Raw genomic sequence first — 24,478 nt, 5'->3', positions numbered from 1 at the left:
TCAGCCGGCGGACATGCTCTCGGGCCTCTGCTTCTCGCGCATCGTGACCAGCTCCTCGGCGGCGGAGGGGTGGACGGCGCAGGTGGCGTCCCACTGGGCCTTGGTCAGGCCCGCCTTCACCGCGATGCCCGCCAGCTGGATCATCTCCGGCGCGTCGGGGCCGACGATGTGACAGCCGACGACCCGGCCGGTGGAGGCCTGGACCACCAGCTTCATCAGGGTGCGCTCCTCGTCGCCGTAGAAGGCGGTCTTCATGGGGCGGAAGCGGGTCAGATAGACGTCGATCTCGCCGCAGACCTTGCGGGCCTCGGACTCGGTCAGGCCCACGGTGCCCACGGGGGGCTGGCTGAACACGGCGGTGGGCACGGCCTCGTAGTCGAAGGCCTGGGGATTGTCCTTGAACACCGTCTCGTGGAAGGCGACCGCCTCGCGGATGGCCACGGGGGTCAGGTTCATGCGGTCGGTGACGTCGCCGATGGCCCAGATGTTGTCGGCGGTGGTCTTCGAGTGGCCGTCCACCTTGATGGCGCCGTGCTCGGTCAGCTCCACGCCCGCCTTGTCGAGGCCCAGGCCCTTCACGTGGGGGATGCGGCCGGTGGCGAACATGATCTGGTCGGTCTCCAGCGTCATGCCGCCCGCCAGATGGCTGACCAGACCGGCGTCGGTCTTCTCGATGGACTCGTGCTGGCAGCCCAGCACGACCTTGATGCCGCGCTTCTCGATCTCGCCCGCCAGATGGGCCCGCACGTCGTCGTCGAAGCCGCGCAGGATGTTGGGGCCGCGATAGACCAGGGTGGTCTCGACGCCCAGCCCGGCGAAGATGCCCGCGAACTCGACGGCGATATAGCCGCCGCCGGCGATCATGATGCGCTTCGGCAGCTCGGGCAGGTGGAAGGCTTCCTCCGAGGTGATGGCGTGCTCGACGCCCGGCAGATCCTCGGGGACCCAGGGACGGCCGCCGGTGGCGATGAGGATTTTCTCGGCGGTGACCACGCCCTTGTCGCCCATGTCGATGGTGTGGGCGTCCTTCAGAACGGCGCGGGCGTGGAACGCATCCACCCCCGCCTTGCCCAGATTGGCGGCGTAGATGCCCGACAGGCGCGCGATCTCTACATCCTTGGCCTCAAGGAAGGTCGGCCAGTCGAAGGTCGGGTTCTCCACGGTCCAGCCGTAGCCACGCGCGGTTTCGAAACTGTGTGAAAATTCAGAGGCGTATACCATGAGCTTCTTGGGCACGCAGCCACGCACCACGCAGGTGCCGCCGTAGCGGTATTCCTCGGCGATCCCGACCCGCTTGCCCCCCAGCGCCGTCAGCCGCGCCGCCCGCACCCCGCCTGAGCCCGCGCCGATGACAAAGAGGTCGTAGTCGTAGGTCTCGGGCATCCGGGGCTCCTGGTTTCAGACCGGAAAAAACAGTGTCTGAATTGTCTGAATTGTTGGATTCGCAGTCTGCGCTCCGCCTAGGGTGAGGTAGGCAGCCAAGTGATCCCTAGCAAGGCGCGGGCGTTCCAAACACCTGCTGTCGGCTGCGGTCTTGTCATGCAGTCACCGCCCGAAGCCCGCTCTGTCGTGTCAGCCAGTATGAAAAAGGGCCGCTCCCGTGAGCGGCCCTTCGTACCTTTTCGCAGGGTTGTGTCACCAATCCGGCGGCAACCACGGCCCCATTTCAGTGCAAACGTACATCGGATAGGCGTCATAGTAGGGTGACGGCACGTTCGCCCGCACGACATAGACAAAGCTGCCTGATGAGCCGCAGCCATAGTCAGAGATTTCTCCTTGATACTGGGTTTTCGCCGCGTCGGCATAGTAGACGTAGTGGTAGGCGATCAGTTCCGGATTGTAGGACTGAGCCCAGACTGCAGTAGCGCCAGCCATCAGCAGAAGACCGGCCCCTACGGCGGTGGATTTCATCCCTCTGGTCATGAGTATCCTCCCTCCAGCGCAAAAATGCGCAAGCCAAGGTGAGGCGACGAAAACAAGAAGCACAACTCACGACTGTGTGATGAATTATCACTCCCCGTGACTCAGAATAGTTAATGACTACTATAAGTTATTAAAAATCGAGACTTTGATAGAAACCCACGACTGTCCGCTCAAAACACTCGCCAGCTTCTTTATAAGCACCACGCACCAGTTCTGGCGCTGCTATCGACCGGTTGAGTCGACGCTATGGCGTCAGGGTCTCTACCCCGGCGTCCGTGCCGATGATGGCCTCCTCGGCCAGGTCGAGGAACAGGCCGTGCTCGACCACGCCGGTCAGGCTCTTCAGGTCGGCGGCCAGGCGGGCGGGATCGGCGATGACGCCGCAGGCCGCGTCATAGATGACGTTGCCGCCGTCGGTGCGGACGATGCCGCGATCCGCGGTGCGCAGCCGGGCGGGCATGCCGATCTCGTGGTCGGCCAGCACGTCGGCGATGCGGTTGGCTGTGGTCTTGTGGCCGAAGGCGACCACCTCGATGGGCAGGGCGAACCTGCCCAGGGCCTTCACCACCTTGGCGGCGTCGGCGATGACCACGCAGCGGTCCGACGCCTCCCAGACCAGCTTCTCGCGCAGCAGGGCCGCGCCGCCGCCCTTGATGAGTGCGAGACCCGGCCCGACCTCGTCGGCGCCGTCCACGGTGATGTCGATGCGGGCCACGTCCTCCAGCGTCGTCAGGGGCAGGCCGAGCGACCGGGCCAGATCGGCGGTGGCCTCCGACGTGGGGACGCAGCGCAGGTCGACCAGATTGCGGGCGGCCAGCGCCTTGACGAACCAGGCGGCGGTGGAGCCGGTGCCGAGGCCCACGGTCATACCGGGCTGGATGATTTCAGCGGCGGCCTCGCCGGCGCGCTGTTTCTGGAGGTCGGCGCTCATGCCTTTTTCGCCTTCTTCGCGCGCATCGCATCCATGAAGCGGGCGGCCCAGCCGGGCTTGTGGGTCTGGGGCGCGCGGGCCAGGGCCAGATCGCCCGGGGCCACGTCGGCGGTGATGACCGAGCCGGAGCCGACCATGGCGCCGGCGCCGATGGTCACCGGCGCCACCAGCGAACTGTTGGAGCCGACGAAGGCCCCCTCGCCCACCGTGGTGCGGTGTTTGAAGAAGCCGTCGTAGTTGCAGAAGATCGTCCCCGCCCCGATGTTGGCCTTCGCCCCCACCTCGCCGTCGCCCAGATAGGCCAGATGGTTGGCCTTGGCGCCCGCGTGCATGGTGACGTTCTTCACCTCGACGAAATTGCCCACCTTGGTATTCTCACCCAGCGAGGCGCCGGGGCGCAGGCGGGCGTAGGGCCCGACCTCGGCGCCGTAGGCCACCGCGGCCCCCTCCAGATGCGAGAAGGCGCGGATGCGGGCGCCCGAGGCGATGGTGACGCCGGGGCCGAAGACCACATTGGGCTCGATCAGCACGCCGCCCTCGACGGCGGTGTCCCAGGCGAAATGGACCGTGTGCGGGGCGGGCATGGTGACCCCGGCGGCCAAGAAGGTTTCGCGCTGGACCTGCTGGAACAGGCGCTCGGCCTCGGCCAGTTCGGCCTGGCTGTTGACGCCCATGACCGCGGCCTCTTCGGCGAAGACGGCGCGGGTCGCGTAGCCGCCCTTGCGGGCCAGGGCGACGATGTCGGTGAGGTAGTATTCGCCCCTGGCGTTGTCGTTGCCCACCTGATCCAGCAGCTGGAACAGAAGGTCCGCCTCCACGGCCATGACGCCGGAGTTGCAGGCGGTGACGGTCAGCTGGTCGGGGGTGGCCTCCTTGGCCTCCACAATGGCCTCGAGCGCGCCGTCGTCACCGACGATCAGGCGGCCGTAGGCGGCGGGGTCCGCGGCTTCGAAGCCCAGCACGGTGACGCCCTCGGCGCCGAACACCGGTGCGATGTGGTCGGCCTTGAGCAGGGGCACGTCGCCATAGGTGACGACCACCTGACCGGAGAAGCCGTTGAGCGCCTCGCGGGCGGCCAGCACGGCGTGGCCGGTGCCCAGCGGCGGGTCCTGCACGGCTATGGCGGCGGCGCCCAGACGCCTTTCCACGTGGTCGCGGACCTCGGGGGAATGGGTTCCCACCACCACCACGATGCGCTCGCAGTTCAGGGCCTCGGCGGCGTCGATGGCGTGGTCCAGCATGGCGCGGCCGCCCACCGGGTGCAGCACCTTGGGCAGCGGGCTCTTCATGCGCGTGCCCTGCCCGGCGGCGAGGATGACGGCGGCGCGTGAGGTCATGAGGCGGTCTCGTGCTGGCGGAATCGTCTGGTTCGTCTAGCCGAAAGCGGGGCGTCGGGACACATGGGCCGGCAGATTTCCGACCACGTCCGTGCAACTCCGCTCACCCCAGCGAAGGCTGGGGTCCAGATGGCGAACTCGGACCCTGCCAGTTTGAGAGCGCCCTTGGCCCCAGCCGTCTCCGCCTTATGATCTGGACCCCAGCCTTCGCTGGGGTGAGCGGCAGAAGACTAGGCGGCGCCTTCCGACGCCGTGATGACAGCCAGCACCGCGCCGTCCGTAACCTGATCGCCCACCGCGACGCCCAGCTCGCCCACCACCCCGTCGAAGGGCGCGGTCAGGGCGTGCTCCATCTTCATGGCTTCCAGCACGACGATGGACTGACCTTTGGCGACCGACTGCCCGGGCTCGGCCGAGACGGCGACGATCTTGCCGGGCATGGGGGCGCGGAGCGAGCCGTCGCCCCCTTCGGCCGCCGCGCCTCGCGGCGCATGACGAGAAGCCGTATGCGCTTCACCGTTGTAAAATATGACGAAGCCCCCATCGATCTCGGGGCCATAGCCGACGACCGGATGGCTATGCTGATAGTCAGCCTGCTGACTTACCCCATCGACGAAGAAGGTGTGCCGCAGCACGGCGGGGCCGTTCAGACGAAAACCGGGCGCACCATATTCCGAGTCCCAAACGTCGTCGGGATCGACGCTTCTAGCTCGCCACAGGAGATTGCCAGCCTCCTGGATAACTTCCTCGGTCAGGTCGACACTGGCGAGCGTCTCCTCCTCCGCCCCAATGAACCCCGTGTCCACGTCGCCGGAGACGAAGCGGGGATGGTCGAGGCATCGGGCGAGGAAGGCGGCGTTGGTGCGCACCGGCCAGACCTCCACCTCGCAGCAGGCGTCGGCCAGACGGGCGGCGGCGGCCTCGCGGGTGTTCTCGTGCACGATCAGCTTGGCGATCATGGGGTCGTAGTGCTGGCTGACCTCGCCGCCCTGTTCGACGCCGGTGTCGACGCGCAGGTCGTCGGGCAGCTGGAAGTGATCCAGACGGCCGATGCTGGGCAGGAAGCCGTTGTCGGGATCCTCGGCGTAGAGCCGCGCCTCCATGGCCCAGCCGTCCAGCTGGATCTCGTCCTGCTGCAGCGGCAGGGGCTCGCCCGCCGCGACGCGGAACTGCCATTCCACCAGATCGACGCCGGTGACGGCTTCGGTGACCGGGTGCTCCACCTGCAGGCGGGTGTTCATCTCCATGAACCAGATGCGGTCAGGCTTGAGGCCCTCGGAGGCGTCGGCGATGAACTCGACCGTGCCGGCACCCACATAGTTGACCGCCTTCGCCGCCCGCACGGCGGCGTCGGTGACGGCCTTGCGCGTTTCCTCATCCATCCCGGGGGCGGGCGCTTCCTCGATCACCTTCTGGTGGCGGCGCTGCAGCGAGCAGTCGCGCTCGTACAGGTGGACCACATTACCTTGAGAGTCGCCGAACACCTGCACCTCGATGTGGCGCGGGCGGGTGATATATTTCTCGATCAGGACGCGGGGATCGCCGAACGAGGCCTCGCCTTCCCGCTGGGCGCCCGCGAGGCCGGCGGCGAAGTCGGCGGACCGCTCGACCTTCTTCATGCCCTTGCCGCCGCCGCCGGCGACGGCCTTGATCAGCACCGGATAACCGATGGCGTCGGCCTCCTTCTGGAGGCGTTCGAGCGACTGGTCCTCGCCCAGATAACCGGGGGTGACGGGCACGCCCGCCGTGTCCATCAGGGTCTTGGCCGCGTCCTTCAGGCCCATGGCGCGGATGGCGGCGGGCGGCGGGCCGATCCAGACCAGCCCGGCGGCCATGACCGCCTCGGCGAAGTCGGCGTTCTCGGACAGGAAGCCGTAGCCGGGGTGGATGGCTTCGGCGCCGGTCTCCCTGGCGGCGGCCAGCACCTTCGCTGCATCCAGATAGGATTCGCGGGCGGCGGCGGGGCCGATCAGCACGGCCTCGTCGGCCTCGCGCACGTGGAGGGCGTCAGCGTCGGCCTCGGAATAGACGGCGATGGTGCGCACGCCCATGGCGCGGGCGGTGCGGAAGACGCGACAGGCGATCTCGCCACGGTTGGCGACCAGAACGGATTTGAACATGGGGCGACCCTATCCCAGACCACGCGATCTGGCGAAAGCCCTGTCGTTACTCCGCGACCGGGACGGACGGGGCGAAGTCGGCCCGGCGTACCTCCTGAACCCCATCGCCCTCCAGACGACCCTCGACAATCTCGTAGCCCATCAGGGAGAATATCCGGTCGCCGAGGAAGATCGGGCGGGCGTTGCCGTACCAGTCCACGCAGGACACGCGGCAGCCGTCGTTGCGGACGCCGTCCCCGGACGCGTCCAGACGGCCCAGAGGCGACAGCGCGCGCGCCTCACGCCGCAGGAACAGCATGGCCGCGTGGGGGGTCCACTCCCCCCAGTCCTCCTCGGGCGGCTGATGCGACAGGACAGGCAGGCCCAGCAGCCCGTCCTCGCCCCCCGCGTCGGGCCGGAAGAAGAAGGCGTGGCTGCGCGACTCCGCCTGGCTGGCCCGGGCCTGAACGTGACGGGGGCCGAGCACGGGCGAGCCCGACGACAGGTCCAGGGTGGTGAAGGTGACCTCTTCCTGTCCGCCGACCGCGAGGGCGTCGCCCCCGACCTGTTCGATGCGCGCCACACCGTCGGGCAGGTCGAAGAGCACGGGCTCGCCGGGCGCGATGGGGACCGCCACAAGCTGGGCGGGCATGGTGACTGCCGGCTGGCCATAATAGGCGCTGGGCCCTGTGGTCGTGCTGTAGAAGGCCCAGTCGCCGATGAAGCGGTGGGCGGTGATGAGGCTATGGTAGAGGCCCTGGCCCGGCGTGAACTGGTAGTCGGACAGCAGCGGTGCCCGCGAGCCGTCGCCGAAGCGCGCCGTGGGCAGGCGCAGCAGGGCCACGCCCGTGGGCTGATCACCCCATTGCGGTATGGATCCGCGCGCCGCCAGGAGCAGATCCAGGCGACCCGCCTCTGTATTGGCGTGGAAAGCCAGAGGCCCCAGCGGCGCCTCCCAGACCTGGGCGGCGGTGACCGGACCGCCGTCATGGCCGAAGCGATAGACGAAACCGAATTCGCCGATCTCGTGGGCGACCTCATTCCAGAGATAGGCGGCGTTGTGCGACACGAAGAAGGTCGCGTAGTCGTCGCCCATGACCATGGTCGCGGCGCAGTCCAGCTCGACCGCCGCCAGGTCACAGCGATAGACCACATGCATCATCGCGACATATTCGGCCCCGGCGCGCTGCAGGACGCGCGGCATGTAGACATCCTCGCTGCGGGCGATGCGCCGGAACGCCGGCTCGTCCTGACCCTCGATCCACCGGCTGATCCCCGGCAGGCTGTCCAGAACATCGTCCTGGCCATAGCCGAAGCGCAGCGGTGAATAGACGATCAGCTGCGTTCCGATGAGGCGCGCGGCGTAGTTGCTGTACGAGAAATAGTCGCTGGCCCGCAGCTGATGGCTGTCGACGAAGGTGAACCGGCCCTCGGGCGACAGGCGGAAGCGGTTGATCTCGGTCCCGCCGCGCGAATAGCTGAAGCCGATCACCGTCACCATGTCGCCGACGACCAGCATCTCGTCGTACCAGGTGTGGTTCGGATCGACGCCCGGGGCGAAGGCGTCGATGGCGTCCACCGGCGCCAGCGCGCCGTCGGCCATGGAAACGCTGAACACCCGGCCCCGGCGCAGGATCACCAGATGCTCGCCGGACACCTTGACGATGCCGCCCTCGTCGATGCCGACCAGCTGGGTGTTGGTGATGGAGGGCGCGTTGGGCGTGGCGGGCTGGGCGCCCGGCGGAGGCGGCGCGGCGGGCGGCGGCGGGGGCGCATGGGGCGGCGGCGCCCGGACCACCAGATAGCCTTCGCTGTCGGTCAGAAAGCGCCGCAGATCGTCGTCGGACCGAAAATTCGGCACGGACTGGGCGGCGGCCGAACCGGCGACCCCCGCCACGACGACGCCGAGCAAGGCGGCGACAACAGCCGCAAAGACCGGATGAAATGAACGCATGACCCCCTCCTGTCCCCCGCCGCCGCCACTGTGGCGAACAGCGTTCATTCAAGCAAGTCGAACTCAGCCGCGCATCTCGTTGAAGGCCAGGAACAGCCACAGCAGCAGCATGAAGCTGGCCGCGATATTGGTCAGGATGAACAAGGCGGACATGCGGACCAACGTCATCACCGCGTTGCTGCGATACGCCTCGCGCATGTGGATGAAGAGATGCACGGGCGACAACCAGAGAAGACCCCACGCCCACGGCCCCAGCCAAAAGGCCAGGGGAATGACGCTCGTCAGCAGAAGAAGCTGGAACGTCAGGGAGTGCATCGAGAAGATCACGTGATCGAAGACGAAGACGTCCCGCCGCCAGAAGAACAGGCACGTCAGGATCATGGCCGACACCGGCAGGGCCAGGATCGCCACCCTCTGGGCCCACATGCCCAGCAGCAGGGCGAACCGGCGGGGCTCCTCCTGGGTGGCGCGGACGCGGTCGCCCAGCCACGCCTCGAAGGCGTTCTGACCCGACAGGTTTTCCTCAAGCGTCTGCCCGGACCGGGCCAGTTCCTCTTCCCGGGCCTCGCCCACGGCGCGCGCGACACCGGCCCAGTCGCTCTGCACTGCGGAGATTGCGGCGCGCCGTTCCGCCTCCGTCAACGTTTCGTCCGCCTCGATTTCAGCCAGGGCGGTGTTGCGGGCGCCCTGTGAGGCGATGCCGGCCGGGTCCCCGATGCCCCATTCCTCGATCTGACGCCCAACGGTGCACTGGCCCACCAGGAAGGTCAGGAGCAGCACGACCAGGAACATGCGCAGCGGCGGCACCTGAAAGGCCCGCTTGCCGTCGACATAGTCGCGAGTCAGCCGCCCGGGCCGCAGGATCAACCGGGGCAGCGTTCGTGCGAGCCGGCCGTCCAGATGAAAGAAGCTCTCCAGCGCCTCGCGGCCCAGTTTCCATATGGACTTGTGGAAGTCCTCGGCCAGCTGCCCGCAGGCGTGGCAATAGGTCCCCGCCAGCGGCGTGTCGCAATTAGCGCAGGGCGTGCCGGGCGGGATGTCCGCCTGCTTGCGCCGCCAGCGCAGCCAGCCGCCCGCAGAGGCGCCGGCCGCCGTCTCCAGTTCGTTGGTCATTCCCCCTGCCCCCGTGTTTGGTCTACTTGGCCCAGTTGGGCTTGCGCTTGTCGAGAAAGGCGCGGACGCCCTCCTGGCCCTCGACGCTGACGCGGGCGCGGGCGATCAGGCGGGCGGTGTCATCCATCAGGCCGGAGTCGATGCGGTGGTTGGCGACCAGATGAACCACGCGCTTGGCTTCGCCCATGGCGCCGGGGGCGCAGGCGGTCAGGGTGCCGGTGATCTGATCGATGAAGCCGTGCAGGGCGTCGGCGTCCGGCACCACCGCGTCCACCAGCCCCACGTGGGCGGCGTAGTCGGCGTCGAACGCATTTCCGGTCAGGAACAGCGCCCGGGCCCGGCGGGGCCCCACGGCCTCGACCACATAGGGGGCGATGGTGGCCGGGATCAGGCCAAGCTTGACCTCGGAGAAGGCGAAGGTGGTCCCCTTGACCGCCACGGCCATGTCGCAGGCGGCGACGATGCCCGCCCCGCCGCCCATGGCCGCGCCCTCGACCAGGGCCACGGTCAGGGCCGGGATGTCGTAAAGCGCCTTGAGCATGTGGGCCAGGCCCATGGCGTCGTCGCGATTGTCGCTCTCGGACCAGTCGGCCGCGGCGCGCATCCAGTTCAGGTCCGCGCCCGCGCTGAACCTCCCGCCCGCGCCGCGGATGAACACCGCCCGCACATGGTCCGCGCCGTGCAGGGTCTCGAACGCCTCGCGCAGGGCGGCGATGGTGGCGGCGTCAAAGGCGTTCTTCTTCGCCGGCCGGTTGATGGTGATGAACACCATGCCGTCCGGGGTGGAGTCGATCACCGCCAGCTGGTCATTGGCGTCCGGCGCCGCGCCCGCCACCAGCGGATGGTTGATGCGGTTCATCTCGGCGGCCTCGGCGTCGGTGACGTCCAGGGCGTTGAGGTCGGGATCGGTGGGTTCGGCCATGGTGGTCTCCTGAAGCTTCAACCCCTATAACGCATGGCGGGTCGAACGGAACATGGGGCTGTCGTAATGGCGCTCAGCGCGAATGACCGCATCCGCCGGATGAGTGTGGCGAGCGTCTACCCTCACTACATCGCCAAGGCCGAGAAAAAGGGCCGGACGCGGGCGGAGGTCGATCAGATCATCCTGTGGCTGACGGGCTATTCGGCGGAGGCGTTGCAGGCGCATCTGGAGGCGAAGGCCACCTTCGAAGCGTTCTTCGCCGAGGCCCCGGCCATGAACCCGAACCGCTTCCTGATCACCGGCGTGATCTGCGGCTATCGCGTCGAGGAGATCGAGGACCTGTTCATGCGCGAGGTGCGCCATCTGGACAAACTGGTCGACGAGTTGAGCAAGGGCAAGGCGATGGAGAAGATCCTGCGGACCTTGCGATGAGTTTGGCGTCCGACAGCGCCACTGCCGTCAACGGAATAGCGTCCCTGCCTTAGCTTCGGCCAGAAGCCGAGCCTTTTGCTTCGGCATGAGCTCGAATTCGCCCTCTACTTCAATTCCGAAAATACCAAGGTCAATGTCAGCGCTTCGGCGCGTGGGAAACCCGTCGCCGAGCAGCCAAGGATTTCTCCGGACGATGCGGCGCAGGACAAACATGGGAAGGGGGACCCTCACTACCGACTGTGCTTGCATGATACCTCGGCCCTTTGCTCAGAGATGACGTACGCCCGTTCAAATACCATAACTCACATCCTGAACACGCCGAAGGTGGTGTCCGGTATCGGGGCGTTCAGGCTGGCGCTGATGGCCAGGCCGAGGACGTCGCGGGTCTGGGCCGGGTCGATGACGCCGTCGTCCCACAAACGCGCGGTGGCGTAATAGGGGTTGCCCTCGTCCTCGTATTTCTGGCGGATCGGAGCCTTGAAGGCCTCGGCGTCGGCCTCGGACCAGGTGTCGGCGTCGCGGTGGACGGTGGCCAGGACGCTGGCCGCCTGCTCGCCGCCCATCACCGATATGCGGCTGTTGGGCCAGGTGAACAGGAAGCGGGGCGAATAGGCCCGGCCGCACATGCCGTAGTTGCCCGCGCCGAAGCTGCCACCGATCAGGACGGTGAATTTGGGCACCTCCGCCGACGCCACCGCCGTCACCAGCTTGGCGCCATGCTTGGCGATGCCCTCGGCCTCGTATTTGCCGCCCACCATGAAGCCGGAGATGTTCTGCAGGAACACCAGCGGGATCTTCCGCTTGCAGGCCAGTTCGATGAAGTGGGCACCCTTCTGGGCGCTTTCGCTGAACAGCACCCCGTTGTTGGCGAGGATGGCCACCGGCTGGCCCCAGATGCGGGCGAAGCCGCACACCAGCGACGTTCCGTACAGCGCCTTGAATTCGTCAAAGGCGGAGCCGTCGACGATGCGGGCGATGACCTCGCGCACGTCATAGGGGGCGCGCACGTCGTCGGGGATGATGCCGTAGAGCTCCTCCGGGTCGAAAGCGGGCTCCACCGGCTCGGCCAGATCCAGGTCGACGCGCTTGACCGTGTTCAGATTGGCGACGATGTCGCGCACGATCTGCAGGGCGTGCTCGTCGTTCTCGGCCACATGGTCCACCACGCCGGACAGGCGGCCGTGGGTCTCGGCGCCGCCCAGTTCCTCGGCCGAGATGACCTCGCCCGTGGCGGCCTTCACCAGCGGCGGGCCGGCCAGGAAGATGGTGCCCTGATTGCGCACGATCACCGTCTCGTCCGACATGGCCGGCACATAGGCGCCGCCGGCGGTGCAGGAGCCCATGACGCAGGCGATCTGGGGAATGGACCGGGCCGACATGCGGGCCTGATTGAAGAAGATGCGGCCGAAGTGGTCGCGATCAGGAAACACCTCGGCCTGGTGCGGCAGGTTGGCGCCGCCGGAATCCACCAGATAGACGCAAGGCAGATTGTTCTGTTCGGCGATCTCCTGGGCCCGCAGGTGCTTCTTCACCGTCATGGGGAAGTAGGCGCCGCCCTTCACCGTGGGGTCGTTAGCCACGATCATGACCTCGCGGCCCGAAACCCGGCCCACGCCGCAGATCATGCCCGCGCCGGGGGCCTCGTCCTTGTACATGCCGTTGGCGGCCAGTTGGCCCACCTCGAGGAACGGCGAGCCGGGATCCAGCAGCCGCTCAACCCGGTCGCGGGGCAGCAGCTTGCCGCGCGAGACGTGCCGCTCGCGGGACTTCTCGGACCCACCCAGCGCGGCTTTCGCCACCTTGTCGCGCAGCTCGTCGCGCAGGCGACGGTTATGGGCGTCCAGCGTCTTGAAGGCGGGGGAATGGGCGTCGATGGCCGAGGTCAGCTTGGGCATGGCGCAGGCATAAACGGCGCCGGGCTCCGGGGAAAGGGCGTGCGTAAACCCGGACCTGTGCCAAGGCGGAACAGGGTCTGATGCATGTCCGCCACAGTCCGGCCCCAATTCGCTCAAGCGAGGTTCATCCGTCAACGGCCATGCTTCGTCTGCTGTCGATTCTGCGTCAGCATCGTCGTGAAGGAGCGATCATCATGGCCGGCAAAGGCAAGACTGAACCGAACCTGCGCGTGGTGAACGCCGAGGCCGAGGTCTATGACCTGATGCGCAAGCCCGAGAGCACGGGCGAGCGGGTCAGGCGTCTGCAGATGGAAGCCCGCGCCCTCGCCGTCGAGCAGGTCGAAACGCTGGAGCGCCTGCTGTTGGAAGCCGTGGCGTTGTCGAAAGAAATCGCCGAAGGCGGCGACGCCTATCCGGTGGGCGCCCGCGAGATCGCCTCCCGCTTGGCCGCCGACCTCCCGACCCGGGTCGAGACCATGAAGCAGATCATCGGCCGGATGCCGGTGAAGTAGGGCCTCAGAGCAGGATTTTCTTCGGTGACCGGAACGGCTGCTCGCCCGGCTCGAGGCGCAGGGCGCCGGGCGTGCGCAGGTTGCGGGCGTGCCAGAAGGACCACCGTTCCCAGTAGATCAGCCGGTCCAGATTGAAGCCCCCGGCGCCGAAGCCGCTGTCCTTCGCCCCCGTCAGGGAATCCGCACGCCAGGCGCCCAGAATCAGCGGCGTGCGCGAGATGGCGGCGCGGCGCGGGCCGAACAGCTGCACCAGCCGCCACCAGTATTCATTGTCGGCGCCGCTGAGCACCTGATGGAAATAGCCGGCGCGCCTCATGACCGGTTCGCGCTCGAACATCAGGGTCGACGGGGCCCAGCGGGTCAGGGGCCAGACGCCCCGGGCGTGGATTTCGCCTTCGGCGTCCACGCGCAGGCTGCGGCCGGAATGTGCGGTCAGCTTGCGCGCCCGCATCTCGGCGACCTGACGGGCCAGCCGGTCAGGGTGGGCCCATTCATCGGAGTCCTGAACCGCCACCCAGTGGCCCTTGGCCCGGGCCAGCGCCGCGTTGCGGGCGGTGTAGGCCCCGCCCCGCTCGGATTGGCGGATCAGGGTGAAGCGCGGATCGCCGTCGGCGGCCGCCAACGCCCGCTCGGCGTTGTCGTCGGTGGAGGCGTCGTCGACGAAAAGGAATTCCAGATTGCGCCAGCTCTGGTCCAGCACCGAGCGCACCGCCGAGGCCACCCAGCGCGAGGCGTTCCTCGACGGCATGATGACGCTGATCAGCGGGCCGTCGACGGCGGGCGAAGGCTCGGCGCGGGCGTTGGTGACGCTGACCGGAAGGGCCAGATCGACGGGCTCGGGAGGCGACAGGCTCCAATCGCCGAAGCCCTCGTACCATGCGAGGTGGGCCTTCGCCGGATCGCGGCGGTCCAGCGAGGCGCACAGAAAGCCGGCCTGCGGGCCAGAGGCGGTCTCGAGGGCGCGGCGAGCGTCGTCCTCGCGCCCGGCCGCCAGCGTCAGCGCGGCGCGCAGGGACGCGTCCGGACCCGCATATTTGGTCAGGGCCAGAGCCGGGTCGAAGGCGCTGAGGGCCAGCGCCAGGTCGTGTTCCAGCCGGGGCGCGAGGGTGCGGGCGAAATCCAGCGCCTCCCCTGCCCGCCCGGCGGCGGTCAGGGAGCGGATGCGCTCCACCGGAAAGGCGCGGGCGGCGTCCGGGTCGCGGTCAAAGGCGCGGGCGGCCAGCCGGTGCAACTCCAGCCGCGACAGGGCGACGGGATCATGCATCGCCCCCATGGCGAGGGCGGCGGAGCGGCGGCGTTGTCGGATCAGGAGGCGGGCGATCGGGTTATTCAAACCGGATGTCTCCCGCTATCCTTCGCGCGCAGGGTTGGCGGGACGGCTGCGCGCAAGAAAGAATGGTGGATGCGACAGGGATTGAACCTGTGACCCCCTCGGTGTGAACGAGGTGCTCTCCCGCTGAGCTACGCATCCATCCGGACCGGGTTCGAAGGCTCGAACCGTCGGGAGGCGCGGACATAGCCCGGTCGCCGGGCGGGCGCAAGACCCGTGCGTGGTCAGGCGACGACCAGCGCCTCCAGCACCTTTCGCACGGCGTCGGGGATGGGGACCGGGCGGCGGGTTTCGCGGCTCACATAGACGTGGGTGAAGTGACCGAAGGCGGCGGCGTCCTCATCGTCATTGCGGAACAGGCCGACCTCGTAGCGCACGCTGCTGGTCCCGATGCGGGCCACGCGGACGCCGGCGTCCACCCGGTCGGGAAAGGTGATGGGGGCGGCGTAGCGGCAGCCGGTCTCGACCACCAGGCCGATGACGGGGCTGGTCGCGGGATCCAGCACGCCCTGCTCGATCAGGTGCGCGTTCACCGCCGTGTCGAAGAAGCTGTAATAAACCACATTGTTCACATGACCGTAGACGTCGTTGTCCATCCAGCGCGTGGTGATGGACCGTATGGCCGGGAAGTCGGCGCGGGTGGGCAGAGGCTCGCTCACAGGGCTTCCTCGTACAGGGTGCGGGCGTCGGAGAGGGTCACCTCGCGCGGATTGTTGATGAGCAGGCGCTGCACCTGCATGGCGTCGTGGGCCAGACGGTCCAGATGCTGGACTTCCACGCCGAGCTCGGACAGGCGCTGCTCCATGGGCATTTCGGCCGTCAGGGCTGCGATCTCGTCCACGAAAGCGGCGGCGTCCGGCTTCAGCCCGATGGCGGCGGCCAGCTCGGCGTACAGCGGCGCGGCGGCAGGCAGATTGAACCGCAGCACCGGGCCCAGCACCAAAGCGTTGGACAGGCCGTGGGGCGCATGGAAGATGCCGCCGATGGGATAGGCCAGGGCGTGAACGGCGGCGACGGGCGCATTGGCGAAGGCCATGCCCGCCAGCAGCGAGCCCTGCAGCATCGCCCGGCGCGCGGGCAGGTCGGAGCCGTCGGCGATGACCCGGCGGATGTTGGCGTGCAGCAGCTTCAGCGCCGCGATGGCCAGACTGTCGGACACCGGGTTCTTCTTGTGCCGGGAGGTATAAGCCTCGATGGCGTGGACCATGGCGTCGATCCCGGTCATGGCCGTGACGCGCGGCGGCAGGCCCGTGGTCAGGGTGGCGTCAAGGATGGCCGAGTCGGGATAGAGCAAGGGCGAGACCACGCCCTTCTTTTGGTCGTCAGGGGTGGTGACGATGGCGATGTTGGTGACTTCCGATCCGGTGCCCGCCGTGGTCGGAACCTGCACCAGCGGCAGGCGCGGGCCCTTCGCCAGGCCGATGCCGTAGATGTCGGGCAGGGCCTGATCGGTCCCCGCCAGCAGAGCCACCAGCTTGGCCGTGTCCAGCGACGAACCGCCGCCCAGCCCCACCACGCCGTCGGCCCCCGCCCCGCGCGCCGCCGCCACGGCCGCCATGACCGAGGCCTCGGGCGGATCGGCCAGCACCTCGCTGAACACCGACGCGGCAACGCCCGCCGCGCTGAGGGCGTCAAGAATCGGCTGGACCACGCCCGCGCCGACCAGGCCTGCGTCAGTGACGATGAACGGGCGGCTCACGTCCATGCCGTTCAGGAACGCCGCCAGCTTCAGGGCGGCGGCGTCCTCGCATAGAATTCTCGGCGTGGTCTCAAACGAAAAGCCGGTCATGGTCGTATCCTCCGCCACCCAGCCAAGCGCGGATGACGGACGGCCGCAAGATCACCCTGGGTCAGCTTGCGGGTTCATATGCCTGAGGCGCGGACGGCGTCAGGGTCTTCCGCGTCCGGGTCGCCGGGCAGCCAGGCGACGCGACCATCATAGATGTCGCGGTTCAGGATGCCCTCCTCGCGCGCCACCAGCACCGGAACCAGCATCTGGCCGGTGACATTGGTGGCGGTGCGCATCATGTCGATGACACGGTCGATGGCGATGATGTAGCCGATGCCTTCCAGCGGCAGGCCTGCGGTCGACAGAACCAGCGTCAGCATGACGATGGACGTGCCCGGCACGCCTGCGGTGCCCAGGGACCCCAGCACCGCCGTCAGGCCGATCAGCACGTACTGCGTCAGGGTCAGTTCGATGCCAAAATACTGCGCGATGAAGATAGCGGCGATGGCCGGATAGATCGCTCCGCAACCGTCCATCTTGACGTTGGCGCCGAGGGGCACGGCGAAAGCCGCGTAGGCTTGCGGCACGCCCAGCCGCTCAACCGTCTGCCGCAGGGTGATGGGCAGGGTTCCTAGCGACGACGAGGTGGCGAAGGCCGTCTGCTGGGCGGCGAAGGCGCCGCGGAAGAAGCTGGTGATCTTCAGGCCGTGCAGCTTCAACAGGCCCGAATAGACGATGAGGATGTGGAACAGGCACGCCGCATAGATGGCGATGATGAACTTGCCGAGCGGCAGCAGGGCCTCCCAGCCGTAGCCCCCCACAACGCCGGCGATCAGGCCGAACACGCCGAAGGGCGTCAACTGGATCACCCAGCGCGTGATCCGGAAGATCAGGGCGGCGCCCTCGTCCACCAGACGCCGGACCCCCTGGGCCCGGTCGCCAAGGGCCACCAGCGCGGCGCCGATCAACGCCGAGAAGAAGATCACTTGCAGGATGCGGCCCTCGGCCATGGCGGCGAAGGGATTGGCCGGGACCACGCTGATCAGCACCTGAAGCGGCGTGGGGATGTCGCGCTCACGCACCTCGCCCAGCGGAAGTTCGGCAAGGCCCAGGCCCGGATTGATCAAATGGCCGAAGGCGAAACCCACCAGCACCGCCAGCAGCGAGGTGATCGCGAACCAGACGATGGTGCGCACGCCCAGCCGCGCGGCGTTGGTCTCGCCCCCCAACCGGGCGATGGAGGACGCGATGGTGAAAAGAACCAGTGGCACGACCACCATGCGGATCAGGTTCAGATAGACCTCGCCCATCCACCCGAACCACACCGGCGCCTGTTCCCGCAGGATCAGGCCCGCCAGGATCCCCAGGCCGAAGCCGACGAAGATTCTCTGCCAGAGAGGAATGGAAAAAGCGCGTCTGAGCATCGGCTGTCCGTTTCAGTGTAGCCCGCCAAGATGTTGGCTGGCCTCTCCACGTTCAACGGCAGAGTTTCTAACAGCGACGGCCATGCGCGCTAACAGGCGCCACACTCCGCGAATCCATGGCAAGCTGTCGGTATGACCGCGCATCGCCATCTGATTGTTTTCGCCGCCGCCAACGGGGCCATGGCCGTGATGCTGGGCGCCTTCGCCGCACACGGGGCGGGCCCGGTTGTGAAGACACTGCTGACCACCGGGGCGCAGTACCAGATTGTCCACGCCGTGCTGGCCGTGGCCTGCGCGCTTTGGAGCGATGGCGGACGACTGGCGCGGGTCGCCGGCTGGCTGGCGGCGGCGGGCGGGCTGGTCTTCTCGCTGGCCCTGTCCATGATCGCCCTGATGAGCCTGCCGGCCATGGGCATGGTGGCCCCGGTGGGCGGGGTTCTGATGATCGCCGGCTGGGTGGTTCTGCTGGTCACCGCCCTGCGCCGCGGCGACGCCCGGTCCGCCCCATGATCCCCCTGTCGGCGCCCGAGGTTGGCCCACGGGAGCAGGCGGCGGTGGCGAAGGCCCTGGCGGCCGGCGACGTGGCGATGGGGCCGCAGGTCGCCGCGTTCGAGGGGGCGTTCGCAGAGTTGACCGGACGGTCCCACGCCCTGGCCGTATCGTCGGGCACGGCGGCTCTGCACCTGGCCCTCAGGCTGCTGGACCTGAAGCCGGGCGAGGCGGCGATCTGCCCCACCCTGACCTTCATGGGCGGGGTGGCGCCGGTGATCTATCAGGGTGCCACGCCCATCTTCGCCGATGTGGACCCGGTCGCCTGGGGTCTGGACCCGGCATGCCTGCCCGAGGCGTTCGACGTGGCGCGGGCGCGGGGCCTGACGGTTCGGGCGGTGGTCCCGGCGGACCTGTACGGCCAGTGCTGCGACATCGGGCCGATCCTCGATATCGCGGCGGACCGGGGCGTGCCTGTGATCCTCGACTCGGCCGAAGCCGTCGGTGCAACGCTCAACAGGCGCCACGCCGGCGCCGGGGCGCTGATGGCGGCCTATTCCTTCAACGGCAACAAGATCATCACCACCGGCGGCGGCGGCATGCTGGTGAGCGACGACGCGGCCCTGATGGAGCGGGCGCGCTATCTGTCCACGGCGGCCCGGCGGCCCGCAGTCCACTACGAGCATGACGAGGTGGGCTACAACTACCGCCTCGGCGCGGTGGCCTCTGCCATTGGCCTGGCGCAACTGGAGACGCTGGAGGCGCGGGTGACGCGCCGCCGGGCTATCTTCGAGACCTATCGTGCGACCCTGTCCGATTTGCCCGGCGTCGCCTTCGCGCCCGAAGGGCCGGGACGGCTGCACACCCGCTGGCTCAGCGTCATGCTGCTGGGCCCCGACGCCCGTGCTACCCCCGAGACCCAGCGGCTTGCGCTTCAGGCCGCAGGGATCGAGAGCCGTCCGGTGTGGAAGCCCATGCACCTGCAGCCGGTGTTCCGGGACGCGCCCCGCGTGGGCGGCGCCGTTGCCGAATCGCTCTTCGCCCAAGGGCTGTGTCTGCCGTCCAGCACAACCCTGACCGAGGCCGATCAGGCCCGGATCATTGCCGTCATTCGCGCCGTCTTGGCCTGATTTTGCAGGGCTTTTCCAGCGACCGATCTGGAAATGACTCTCAACAGGCGAATGAGTTGGATTCACTCTCCGCGCCCGCTACCCATGAAGAACAAGCCAAGCTTGGCTGTATGAAGTCAAAGAGAGTATCGTGCGTATGACGATTTTCGCGGATCAGCCCGACCGTCGCACCCTGTATCCCGAGATCGAGCCCTTCGCGTCCGGCTTCATGGCCACCGGCACGGCGCACGAGATTTACTATGAGGAGTCCGGCGCACCCGACGGCAAGCCGGTTCTTGTGCTGCACGGCGGCCCCGGGGGCGCGGTCAATCCGACCATGCGGCGCTATTTCGACCCGGCGCGCTACCGCATCATCATGTTCGACCAGCGCGGCTGCGGCCGGTCACGGCCCAACGCCAGCCTTGAAGACAACACCACCTGGGATCTGATCGAGGACATCGAGCGGCTGCGCGAACGCTGCGGCGTGGAAAAGTGGTCGGTGTTCGGCGGCTCCTGGGGCTCCACCCTGTCGCTGGCCTACGCCATCACTCATCCGGAGCGGGTCGAAAGCCTGATCCTGCGCGGCATCTTCCTGCTGACGAAGAAAGAGCTGCACTGGTTCTATCAGGACGGCGCCTCGATGATCTTCCCCGACGCGTGGGAAGCGTTCCTCAAGCCGATCCCGGAAGCCGAGCGCGGCGACCTGATGGCCGCCTACCACAAGCGTCTGGTCAGCGATGACGTGGCGGTACGCAACGAGGCGGCGGTGGCCTGGTCGAGCTGGGAAGGCGACACGGTCAGCGTCGAGGGCCCGTCCGCCCGGCCCGAGAAGTTCGCGGAGCCGGAGTTCGCGGTCGCCTTCGCCCGCATCGAGTGCCACTATTTCACCAACGGCGGCTTCTTCCCCGAGGACGGCTGGATCCTGAACAACATCGAGCGCATCCGGCACATCCCCACCTGGATCGCCCAGGGACGATTCGACGTGGTCACCCCCATGTCCGGGGCCTGGGCCCTGCACCGCGCTTTCCCCCAGGCAAAACTCGACGTGGTGGGCGACGCCGGCCACGCCTCCAGCGAGCCGGGCATCGTGGACAGCCTGATCCGCGCAACGGACTGGGCGGCGGGGCTTTAACCCCTACCCTTCCTTGTCGCGCACCATCTCGTCGAGGCGAAAGCCGATCCGACGGGCGGGCTTTTCCGCCTCGGGCTTGGGTTTGGCTGACAGCACCACGTTCAGGCGGCTGACGTGCTGGAGCAGGGTCACCGGCTGACCGCCGGGATCGCGCCCGAAGAACATCAGCAGGTCCGGCCCCCAGAACCCCAGGTCGTGGATCATCAGCACCCCGTCGCCCGGCATGCCGACGCCGCGCACCCCGACCTCGTCGTCGGGGTCCAGGCGCGACTCGAACTCCTTGATCAGGCGGGACAGACGCACGAAAGCCCATTCGGCGGGATTGTCGGTCTGATGCAGACCCTCGGCCAGAGCGGCGGCTTCCTCGGGAGTCTTCTCAGAGGTGACCGGCTTCGGGCACGGGGCGAACATGGCCGGATCGGCCTTCACGGGCTTTGACATGCTTCGAGTCTAGAACAGTCCGCGCCCCTTGGGCAGCTCCAGATAGCGATGCACCCGCACGGCCTGGATCAGGCCGAAGCCTACCATCACCGTCAACAGCACGGTGCCCCCGTAGGACAGCAGCGGCATGGGCACCCCCACCACCGGCGCCAGCCCCATGACCATGGCGCCGTTGATCAGGATGTAGAACGCGAAGGTCGCCGTCACCCCCGCCGCCGCCAGACGTCCGAAATGGCTGTGGGACAGGGATGCGATGCGCAGGGATATCAGGATGATCGCGGCGAACACGGCCAGCACTGTGAACGAGCCCACGAAGCCGAACTCCTCCGACAGGGCCGCGAAGATGAAGTCGGTGTGCTTCTCGGGCAGGAACTCAAGCTGGCTCTGGCTGCCGAGACCATATCCCTTGCCCAGAAATCCGCCCGAGCCCATGGCGATCTTGGACTGCATGATGTGATAGCCGGCGCCGGAAGGATCGGCTTCAGGGTTCAGGAAGGTCAGAATGCGCTCGCGCTGATACTCGTGCAGCACGAACAGGACGAAGGGCGGAACGGCCGCGACGAAGGCCGCGCCGGCGGCCAGGATCAATTTCCAGCTGAGGCCGGCCATGAACATGATGGCCGCGCCGGTCAGGGCGATCAGCATGGCGGTGCCCAGATCCGGCTGGTGCGCCACCAGAAGCACCGGCGCCCCGATCATGACGATGGGAATGAGCAGCTTCCACGACAGCCGCGCATCCTGGGCCGAGGTTCCATGGTACCATCTCGCCAGGGCCAGAACGATGCCGACCTTCATGATCTCGGAGGGCTGGAGCCGCATGAAGCCCAGGTCCAGCCAGCGCTGCGCGCCCATGGCGGTGTAGCCGAACAGCTCCACCCCCACGAGCAGCACCAGCCCGCCCAGATAGACAGGATAGGCCAGGGCGAACCACAGCCGCAGGTCGACCAGGGCGAGCACCAGCATCATGACAAGACAGAAGCCGACCCGGATCAGGTGATTGGCGGCCCACGGCTCCCACGACCCTCCGCCCACGGAGTGCAGCATCATGGCCCCGACCCCGGCGACGAGGCACAGCAGGCCGACAAGCCGCCAGTCGATCTCGGCCAGCTTGACGGGCAGACGCTCACGCTGACCGGGACGTGTCAGGGCCGAGGCGGTCACTGGGCGCCGCCCGGTGGCAGATAGGGCTGAGGTCCGGATGGAACCGGAGCTGTTCGGGGGGGAGACGCCGGCCCCGGCGCAGCGGGCTCAGGAGCCGCGATGGCCGCAGGATCCTCCTCCTCCAGCGGTCCGACCGGTTCGGGCGGCAGGGGCCGTTCGATGCGCGTGCGCATGTCCGGATCCTTGAGCAGGGTCACGCGCATGACCTCACGCGCCTTCTCCGCCGCCAGACGGGATCCGCCGCCGTGCTGAATGACCACCGCAATGGCGTAACGGGGCGCGTCATGCGGGGCGAAGGCGACGAACAGGCCGTGGTCGCGACTCGACCAGTCCACGGTGGTGCCCCGACGCAGGCCGCCCCGCGCCTGGGCCGTGCCGGTCTTGCCCGCCATCTGGATGTCCCCCAGGCCCAGCTGGCTGACACGGTAGGCCGTGCCGGTCACATCGTTGGCCACCGCCGCCATGCCGGCGCGCACGATGTCCAGATGCTGGACAGAGAACGGCAGGTCCGGAACCGCGGCCCCGGACGGACGGTCAACCCCGCCTACGGACTTGATGAGGCGCGGCTCGATCGCCTTGCGGCCATTGGCGATGCGGGCCGTCATGACGGCCAGTTGAAGCGCGGTCACCTCTGTCGCGCCTTGCCCGATGGCCACCGACAGCGTCTCGCCAGGGTACCAGTTGCGGGAATCCGGATTGGGGTTGTTGCGAAACGCGTGCCGCTTCCATTCCGTGGATGGCATGGTGCCCTCCCGCTGGCCCGTCAGCCCGAAGTCATAGGTGCGATGGAAACCCAGGGCCTCTGCAGTGCGCGCGATGCGGTCGACGCCGGCCCGATTGCACATGTGGTAGAAATAGACGTTGCACGAGTTCTTGATGGCGTCGTGCATGTTCTGGGGGCCGTGGCCGCTGGCCCTGTGGCAGCGGAACGTGCGGTTGCCGAACCGGTAGCCCCCGCCGCAGGTCACCCGTTCGTTCGGGTCTACGCCCGCGTCGAGGATCGCCAGGGCGGTGGTCATCTTGAAGGTCGAGCCCGGCGGGAAGGTGCCGTAGATGGTCTTGTCCAGCATGGGCCGCCGTTCATAGTCGGCCCACGCGCGGTAGACGCTGCCGGGCACGCCCGAGACGAACAGGTTCGGGTCAAAGGCCGGGGCCGACATCATGCAAAGGACGTCCCCGTTGCGGATGTCCATGACCACGCAGCCGCCGGATTCCTCGCCGAACACCTCAAGCGCCCGGCTCTGGATATCGGTGTCCAGCGTCAGCACCACATCCTTGCCGGGGGTCGGCGCGACCGAGCCCTCCACGTCTTCGCCCACGATGCGGCCCCGGGCGTCCACCTCGACTCTCTGGCCGCCCTGAGTCCCGCGCAGATCCGGGTCCAGGGTGCGCTCCACCCCCTGACGGCCGATGCGGAAGCCGGGGTGGTACATCAGGCTCGATATGGTCTCGCCACGCTCACGGGCCGCGATCACGTCCTGATCCGACACCTTGGCGACATAGCCGACCGTATGGGCGAAGACGCCGCCGTGCGGATAGAAGCGCGCCTCGTTCATGTCCGCCATGACGCCGGGCAATTCGTTTGCGTAGAGATTCACCCGGGCGAACTCATCCCACGTCAGGTCGCTCTTGACCGGCACCGGGACGAAGCGGGGCGCGGCGTTGACGTCTCGCACGATGGCCCGGCGGCGCTCCAGCGTGTCCGGCAAAAGTTGGCCCAGAAGATCCAGCGTCTGGTCCAGATCGCGGGTCTCATCGCGCACCACCATCACGCGGAAACTGGGCCGGTTGCCGGCGATGACCACGCCGTCCCGGTCCAGGATGCGCCCGCGCGGCGGAGGAATCAGACGGAAATTGAACTGGTTGTTGACGGCCAGGGTCGCGTACTCGCTCGCCTGCACCACCTGGAGCTGGCCCAGCCGTCCGCCCAGCGCCAAAAGACCGACCGCCGTGGCGCCGCCCAGCAGAAAGGTGCGCCTGAGGAACGAGCCCTGCCGCTCATTGACGTCGGAAAAGAAGATCGATGGTTCGCTGCTCATCGGAAACGCACATCCCCGTCGTCAAAACGCTCGATCATCCAGCCCGCGACGGGGAACAGGGCCAGGGTCGGAAGCACTTGCCAGAAAAGGGACAGAAGGCTGGGCGCGTTGCCCGCGATCAGGCTGACGATCATGTAGGCCAGAATGAAGGCCAGAATGGTGCACGCCGAATACCAGGCGAAAAGCATCCGGGCGTCCTGCCCGGCCAGCAGACTGCGCGCAGCCAGAACCACGCCGTAAACCGCCAGCAGGGACAGGGGCCACATGCCCATGGGGGCGTACCAGAAGATATCCAGAAACAGGCCCAGACCCAACAGCATCAACGGCGCCAGGACCGAGGGCCGGATCAGGGGCCACGCGAACGCCAGGGCCAGGGGCAGGATCGGCTCGGGCAGACTCAGGCCGAACAGGTGCGCCGGTGTGGCGAGGATCACCGTGCCCGCAACCGCGATCAGGGCGGGCCAGACCATCCACTGCATCGGCCCCACGACCCGCACGGCCATCGA

22 protein-coding genes and 1 tRNA gene are annotated in these 24,478 nt (G+C 67.8%); 5 read left to right on the top strand and 18 right to left on the bottom strand.

The genetic code is table 11. The features are described 5' to 3' along the window. The 8 genes from gor to ACK4FB_RS02185 form a co-directional block, all read right to left on the bottom strand. On the bottom strand, positions 1–1,383 hold the full coding sequence (gene gor / locus ACK4FB_RS02220) for a glutathione-disulfide reductase (RefSeq protein ID WP_409747390.1): 1,383 nt from the start codon (positions 1,381–1,383) through the stop codon (positions 1–3). Positions 1,384–1,635: 252 nt separating this feature from the next. Beyond that, a complete protein-coding gene (locus ACK4FB_RS02215; protein ID WP_409747389.1) occupies positions 1,636–1,911 on the bottom strand; it encodes a hypothetical protein in 276 nt (91 codons plus the stop codon). Positions 1,912–2,167: 256 nt separating this feature from the next. Next, entirely contained in the window at positions 2,168–2,854 is a 687-nt protein-coding gene (rpiA, locus tag ACK4FB_RS02210) for a ribose-5-phosphate isomerase RpiA (RefSeq protein WP_409747388.1), read from the bottom strand. Next, positions 2,851–4,191: a bifunctional UDP-N-acetylglucosamine diphosphorylase/glucosamine-1-phosphate N-acetyltransferase GlmU gene (gene glmU / locus ACK4FB_RS02205; protein WP_409747387.1), complete on the bottom strand. Its 1,341-nt coding sequence runs from the start codon at positions 4,189–4,191 to the stop codon at positions 2,851–2,853. The genes rpiA and glmU overlap by 4 nt, the downstream gene beginning before the upstream one ends. Positions 4,192–4,421: 230 nt before the next feature. Then, positions 4,422–6,311, bottom strand: coding sequence for an acetyl/propionyl/methylcrotonyl-CoA carboxylase subunit alpha (locus ACK4FB_RS02200; protein WP_409747385.1), 1,890 nt, complete (start codon positions 6,309–6,311; stop codon positions 4,422–4,424). Between the two features lie 46 nt (positions 6,312–6,357). Continuing rightward, positions 6,358–8,244, bottom strand: coding sequence for a beta-propeller domain-containing protein (locus tag ACK4FB_RS02195; protein ID WP_409747384.1), 1,887 nt, complete (start codon positions 8,242–8,244; stop codon positions 6,358–6,360). A gap of 63 nt (positions 8,245–8,307) precedes the next feature. Further along, complete coding sequence (locus tag ACK4FB_RS02190; protein WP_409747382.1) at positions 8,308–9,357, bottom strand: DUF3667 domain-containing protein; 1,050 nt, start codon at positions 9,355–9,357, stop codon at positions 8,308–8,310. Between the two features lie 22 nt (positions 9,358–9,379). After that, complete coding sequence (locus tag ACK4FB_RS02185; RefSeq protein ID WP_409747381.1) at positions 9,380–10,279, bottom strand: enoyl-CoA hydratase-related protein; 900 nt, start codon at positions 10,277–10,279, stop codon at positions 9,380–9,382. Between the two features lie 66 nt (positions 10,280–10,345). On the opposite strand from ACK4FB_RS02185, the gene ACK4FB_RS02180 reads away from it, so the two are divergent. Continuing rightward, positions 10,346–10,711 carry a DUF2200 domain-containing protein gene (locus ACK4FB_RS02180; protein WP_409747379.1) on the top strand — a complete coding sequence of 122 codons (366 nt, stop codon included), beginning with the start codon at positions 10,346–10,348 and terminating at the stop codon, positions 10,709–10,711. A 302-nt stretch (positions 10,712–11,013) separates the two neighbouring features. On the opposite strand, the gene ACK4FB_RS02175 is transcribed toward ACK4FB_RS02180, so the two are convergent. After that, a complete protein-coding gene (locus ACK4FB_RS02175; protein ID WP_409747377.1) occupies positions 11,014–12,606 on the bottom strand; it encodes a carboxyl transferase domain-containing protein in 1,593 nt (530 codons plus the stop codon). Between the two features lie 194 nt (positions 12,607–12,800). On the opposite strand from ACK4FB_RS02175, the gene ACK4FB_RS02170 reads away from it, so the two are divergent. After that, entirely contained in the window at positions 12,801–13,118 is a 318-nt protein-coding gene (locus ACK4FB_RS02170) for a hypothetical protein (RefSeq protein ID WP_409747375.1), read from the top strand. 4 nt (positions 13,119–13,122) lie between these two features. Here ACK4FB_RS02170 and ACK4FB_RS02165 read toward each other — a convergent pair whose 3' ends face one another. The 5 genes from ACK4FB_RS02165 to ACK4FB_RS02145 all read right to left on the bottom strand — a co-directional run bounded on the left by ACK4FB_RS02165 (position 13,123) and on the right by ACK4FB_RS02145 (position 17,601). Then, a complete protein-coding gene (locus ACK4FB_RS02165) occupies positions 13,123–14,451 on the bottom strand; it encodes a glycosyltransferase (protein WP_409747373.1) in 1,329 nt (442 codons plus the stop codon). Positions 14,452–14,514: 63 nt separating this feature from the next. Further along, positions 14,515–14,589 (bottom strand) — tRNA-Val (locus ACK4FB_RS02160). An 83-nt stretch (positions 14,590–14,672) separates the two neighbouring features. Continuing rightward, complete coding sequence (locus tag ACK4FB_RS02155) at positions 14,673–15,107, bottom strand: acyl-CoA thioesterase (protein ID WP_409747371.1); 435 nt, start codon at positions 15,105–15,107, stop codon at positions 14,673–14,675. Continuing rightward, on the bottom strand, positions 15,104–16,237 hold the full coding sequence (locus ACK4FB_RS02150) for an iron-containing alcohol dehydrogenase (RefSeq protein ID WP_409747369.1): 1,134 nt from the start codon (positions 16,235–16,237) through the stop codon (positions 15,104–15,106). The genes ACK4FB_RS02155 and ACK4FB_RS02150 overlap by 4 nt, the downstream gene beginning before the upstream one ends. A 74-nt stretch (positions 16,238–16,311) precedes the next feature. Continuing rightward, on the bottom strand, positions 16,312–17,601 hold the full coding sequence (locus tag ACK4FB_RS02145; protein ID WP_409747367.1) for a dicarboxylate/amino acid:cation symporter: 1,290 nt from the start codon (positions 17,599–17,601) through the stop codon (positions 16,312–16,314). A 132-nt stretch (positions 17,602–17,733) separates the two neighbouring features. On the opposite strand from ACK4FB_RS02145, the gene ACK4FB_RS02140 reads away from it, so the two are divergent. From ACK4FB_RS02140 to pip, 3 genes are all read left to right on the top strand, one after another. Further along, positions 17,734–18,111, top strand: a complete 378-nt coding sequence (locus ACK4FB_RS02140) for a DUF423 domain-containing protein (RefSeq protein ID WP_409747365.1) — start codon at positions 17,734–17,736, stop codon at positions 18,109–18,111. After that, entirely contained in the window at positions 18,108–19,220 is a 1,113-nt protein-coding gene (locus ACK4FB_RS02135) for a DegT/DnrJ/EryC1/StrS family aminotransferase (protein WP_409747363.1), read from the top strand. Before ACK4FB_RS02140 ends, ACK4FB_RS02135 begins: the two co-directional genes overlap by 4 nt. A gap of 136 nt (positions 19,221–19,356) precedes the next feature. Beyond that, positions 19,357–20,331: a prolyl aminopeptidase gene (pip, locus tag ACK4FB_RS02130; RefSeq protein ID WP_409747647.1), complete on the top strand. Its 975-nt coding sequence runs from the start codon at positions 19,357–19,359 to the stop codon at positions 20,329–20,331. Positions 20,332–20,334: 3 nt separating this feature from the next. Here the strand turns inward: pip and ACK4FB_RS02125 are convergent, their stop codons facing one another. Genes ACK4FB_RS02125 through ACK4FB_RS02110 form a run of 4 tightly spaced genes read right to left on the bottom strand, consistent with a single transcriptional unit; the run spans position 20,335 to position 24,475 of the window. Next, the gene (locus ACK4FB_RS02125) at positions 20,335–20,772 is read right to left on the bottom strand and encodes a DUF6173 family protein (RefSeq protein WP_409747361.1); all 438 of its coding nucleotides are present in this window, start codon (positions 20,770–20,772) and stop codon (positions 20,335–20,337) included. A 9-nt stretch (positions 20,773–20,781) separates the two neighbouring features. Beyond that, positions 20,782–21,933, bottom strand: coding sequence for a rod shape-determining protein RodA (gene rodA, locus ACK4FB_RS02120; protein ID WP_409747359.1), 1,152 nt, complete (start codon positions 21,931–21,933; stop codon positions 20,782–20,784). After that, positions 21,930–23,972 (bottom strand): penicillin-binding protein 2, encoded by a 2,043-nt coding sequence (gene mrdA / locus ACK4FB_RS02115; RefSeq protein ID WP_409747357.1) that lies wholly within the window; start codon positions 23,970–23,972, stop codon positions 21,930–21,932. The genes rodA and mrdA overlap by 4 nt, the downstream gene beginning before the upstream one ends. Beyond that, the gene (locus ACK4FB_RS02110) at positions 23,969–24,475 is read right to left on the bottom strand and encodes a hypothetical protein (protein ID WP_409747355.1); all 507 of its coding nucleotides are present in this window, start codon (positions 24,473–24,475) and stop codon (positions 23,969–23,971) included. Before ACK4FB_RS02110 ends, mrdA begins: the two co-directional genes overlap by 4 nt. Positions 24,476–24,478: the final 3 nt, after the last annotated feature.

The organism is Brevundimonas sp., assembly GCF_046299535.1.
Classification (GTDB): Bacteria; Pseudomonadota; Alphaproteobacteria; order Caulobacterales; family Caulobacteraceae; genus Brevundimonas.
The sequence above is the reverse complement of the archived record's forward strand: the minus strand, read 5'-3'. Positions and strand labels throughout refer to the sequence as shown.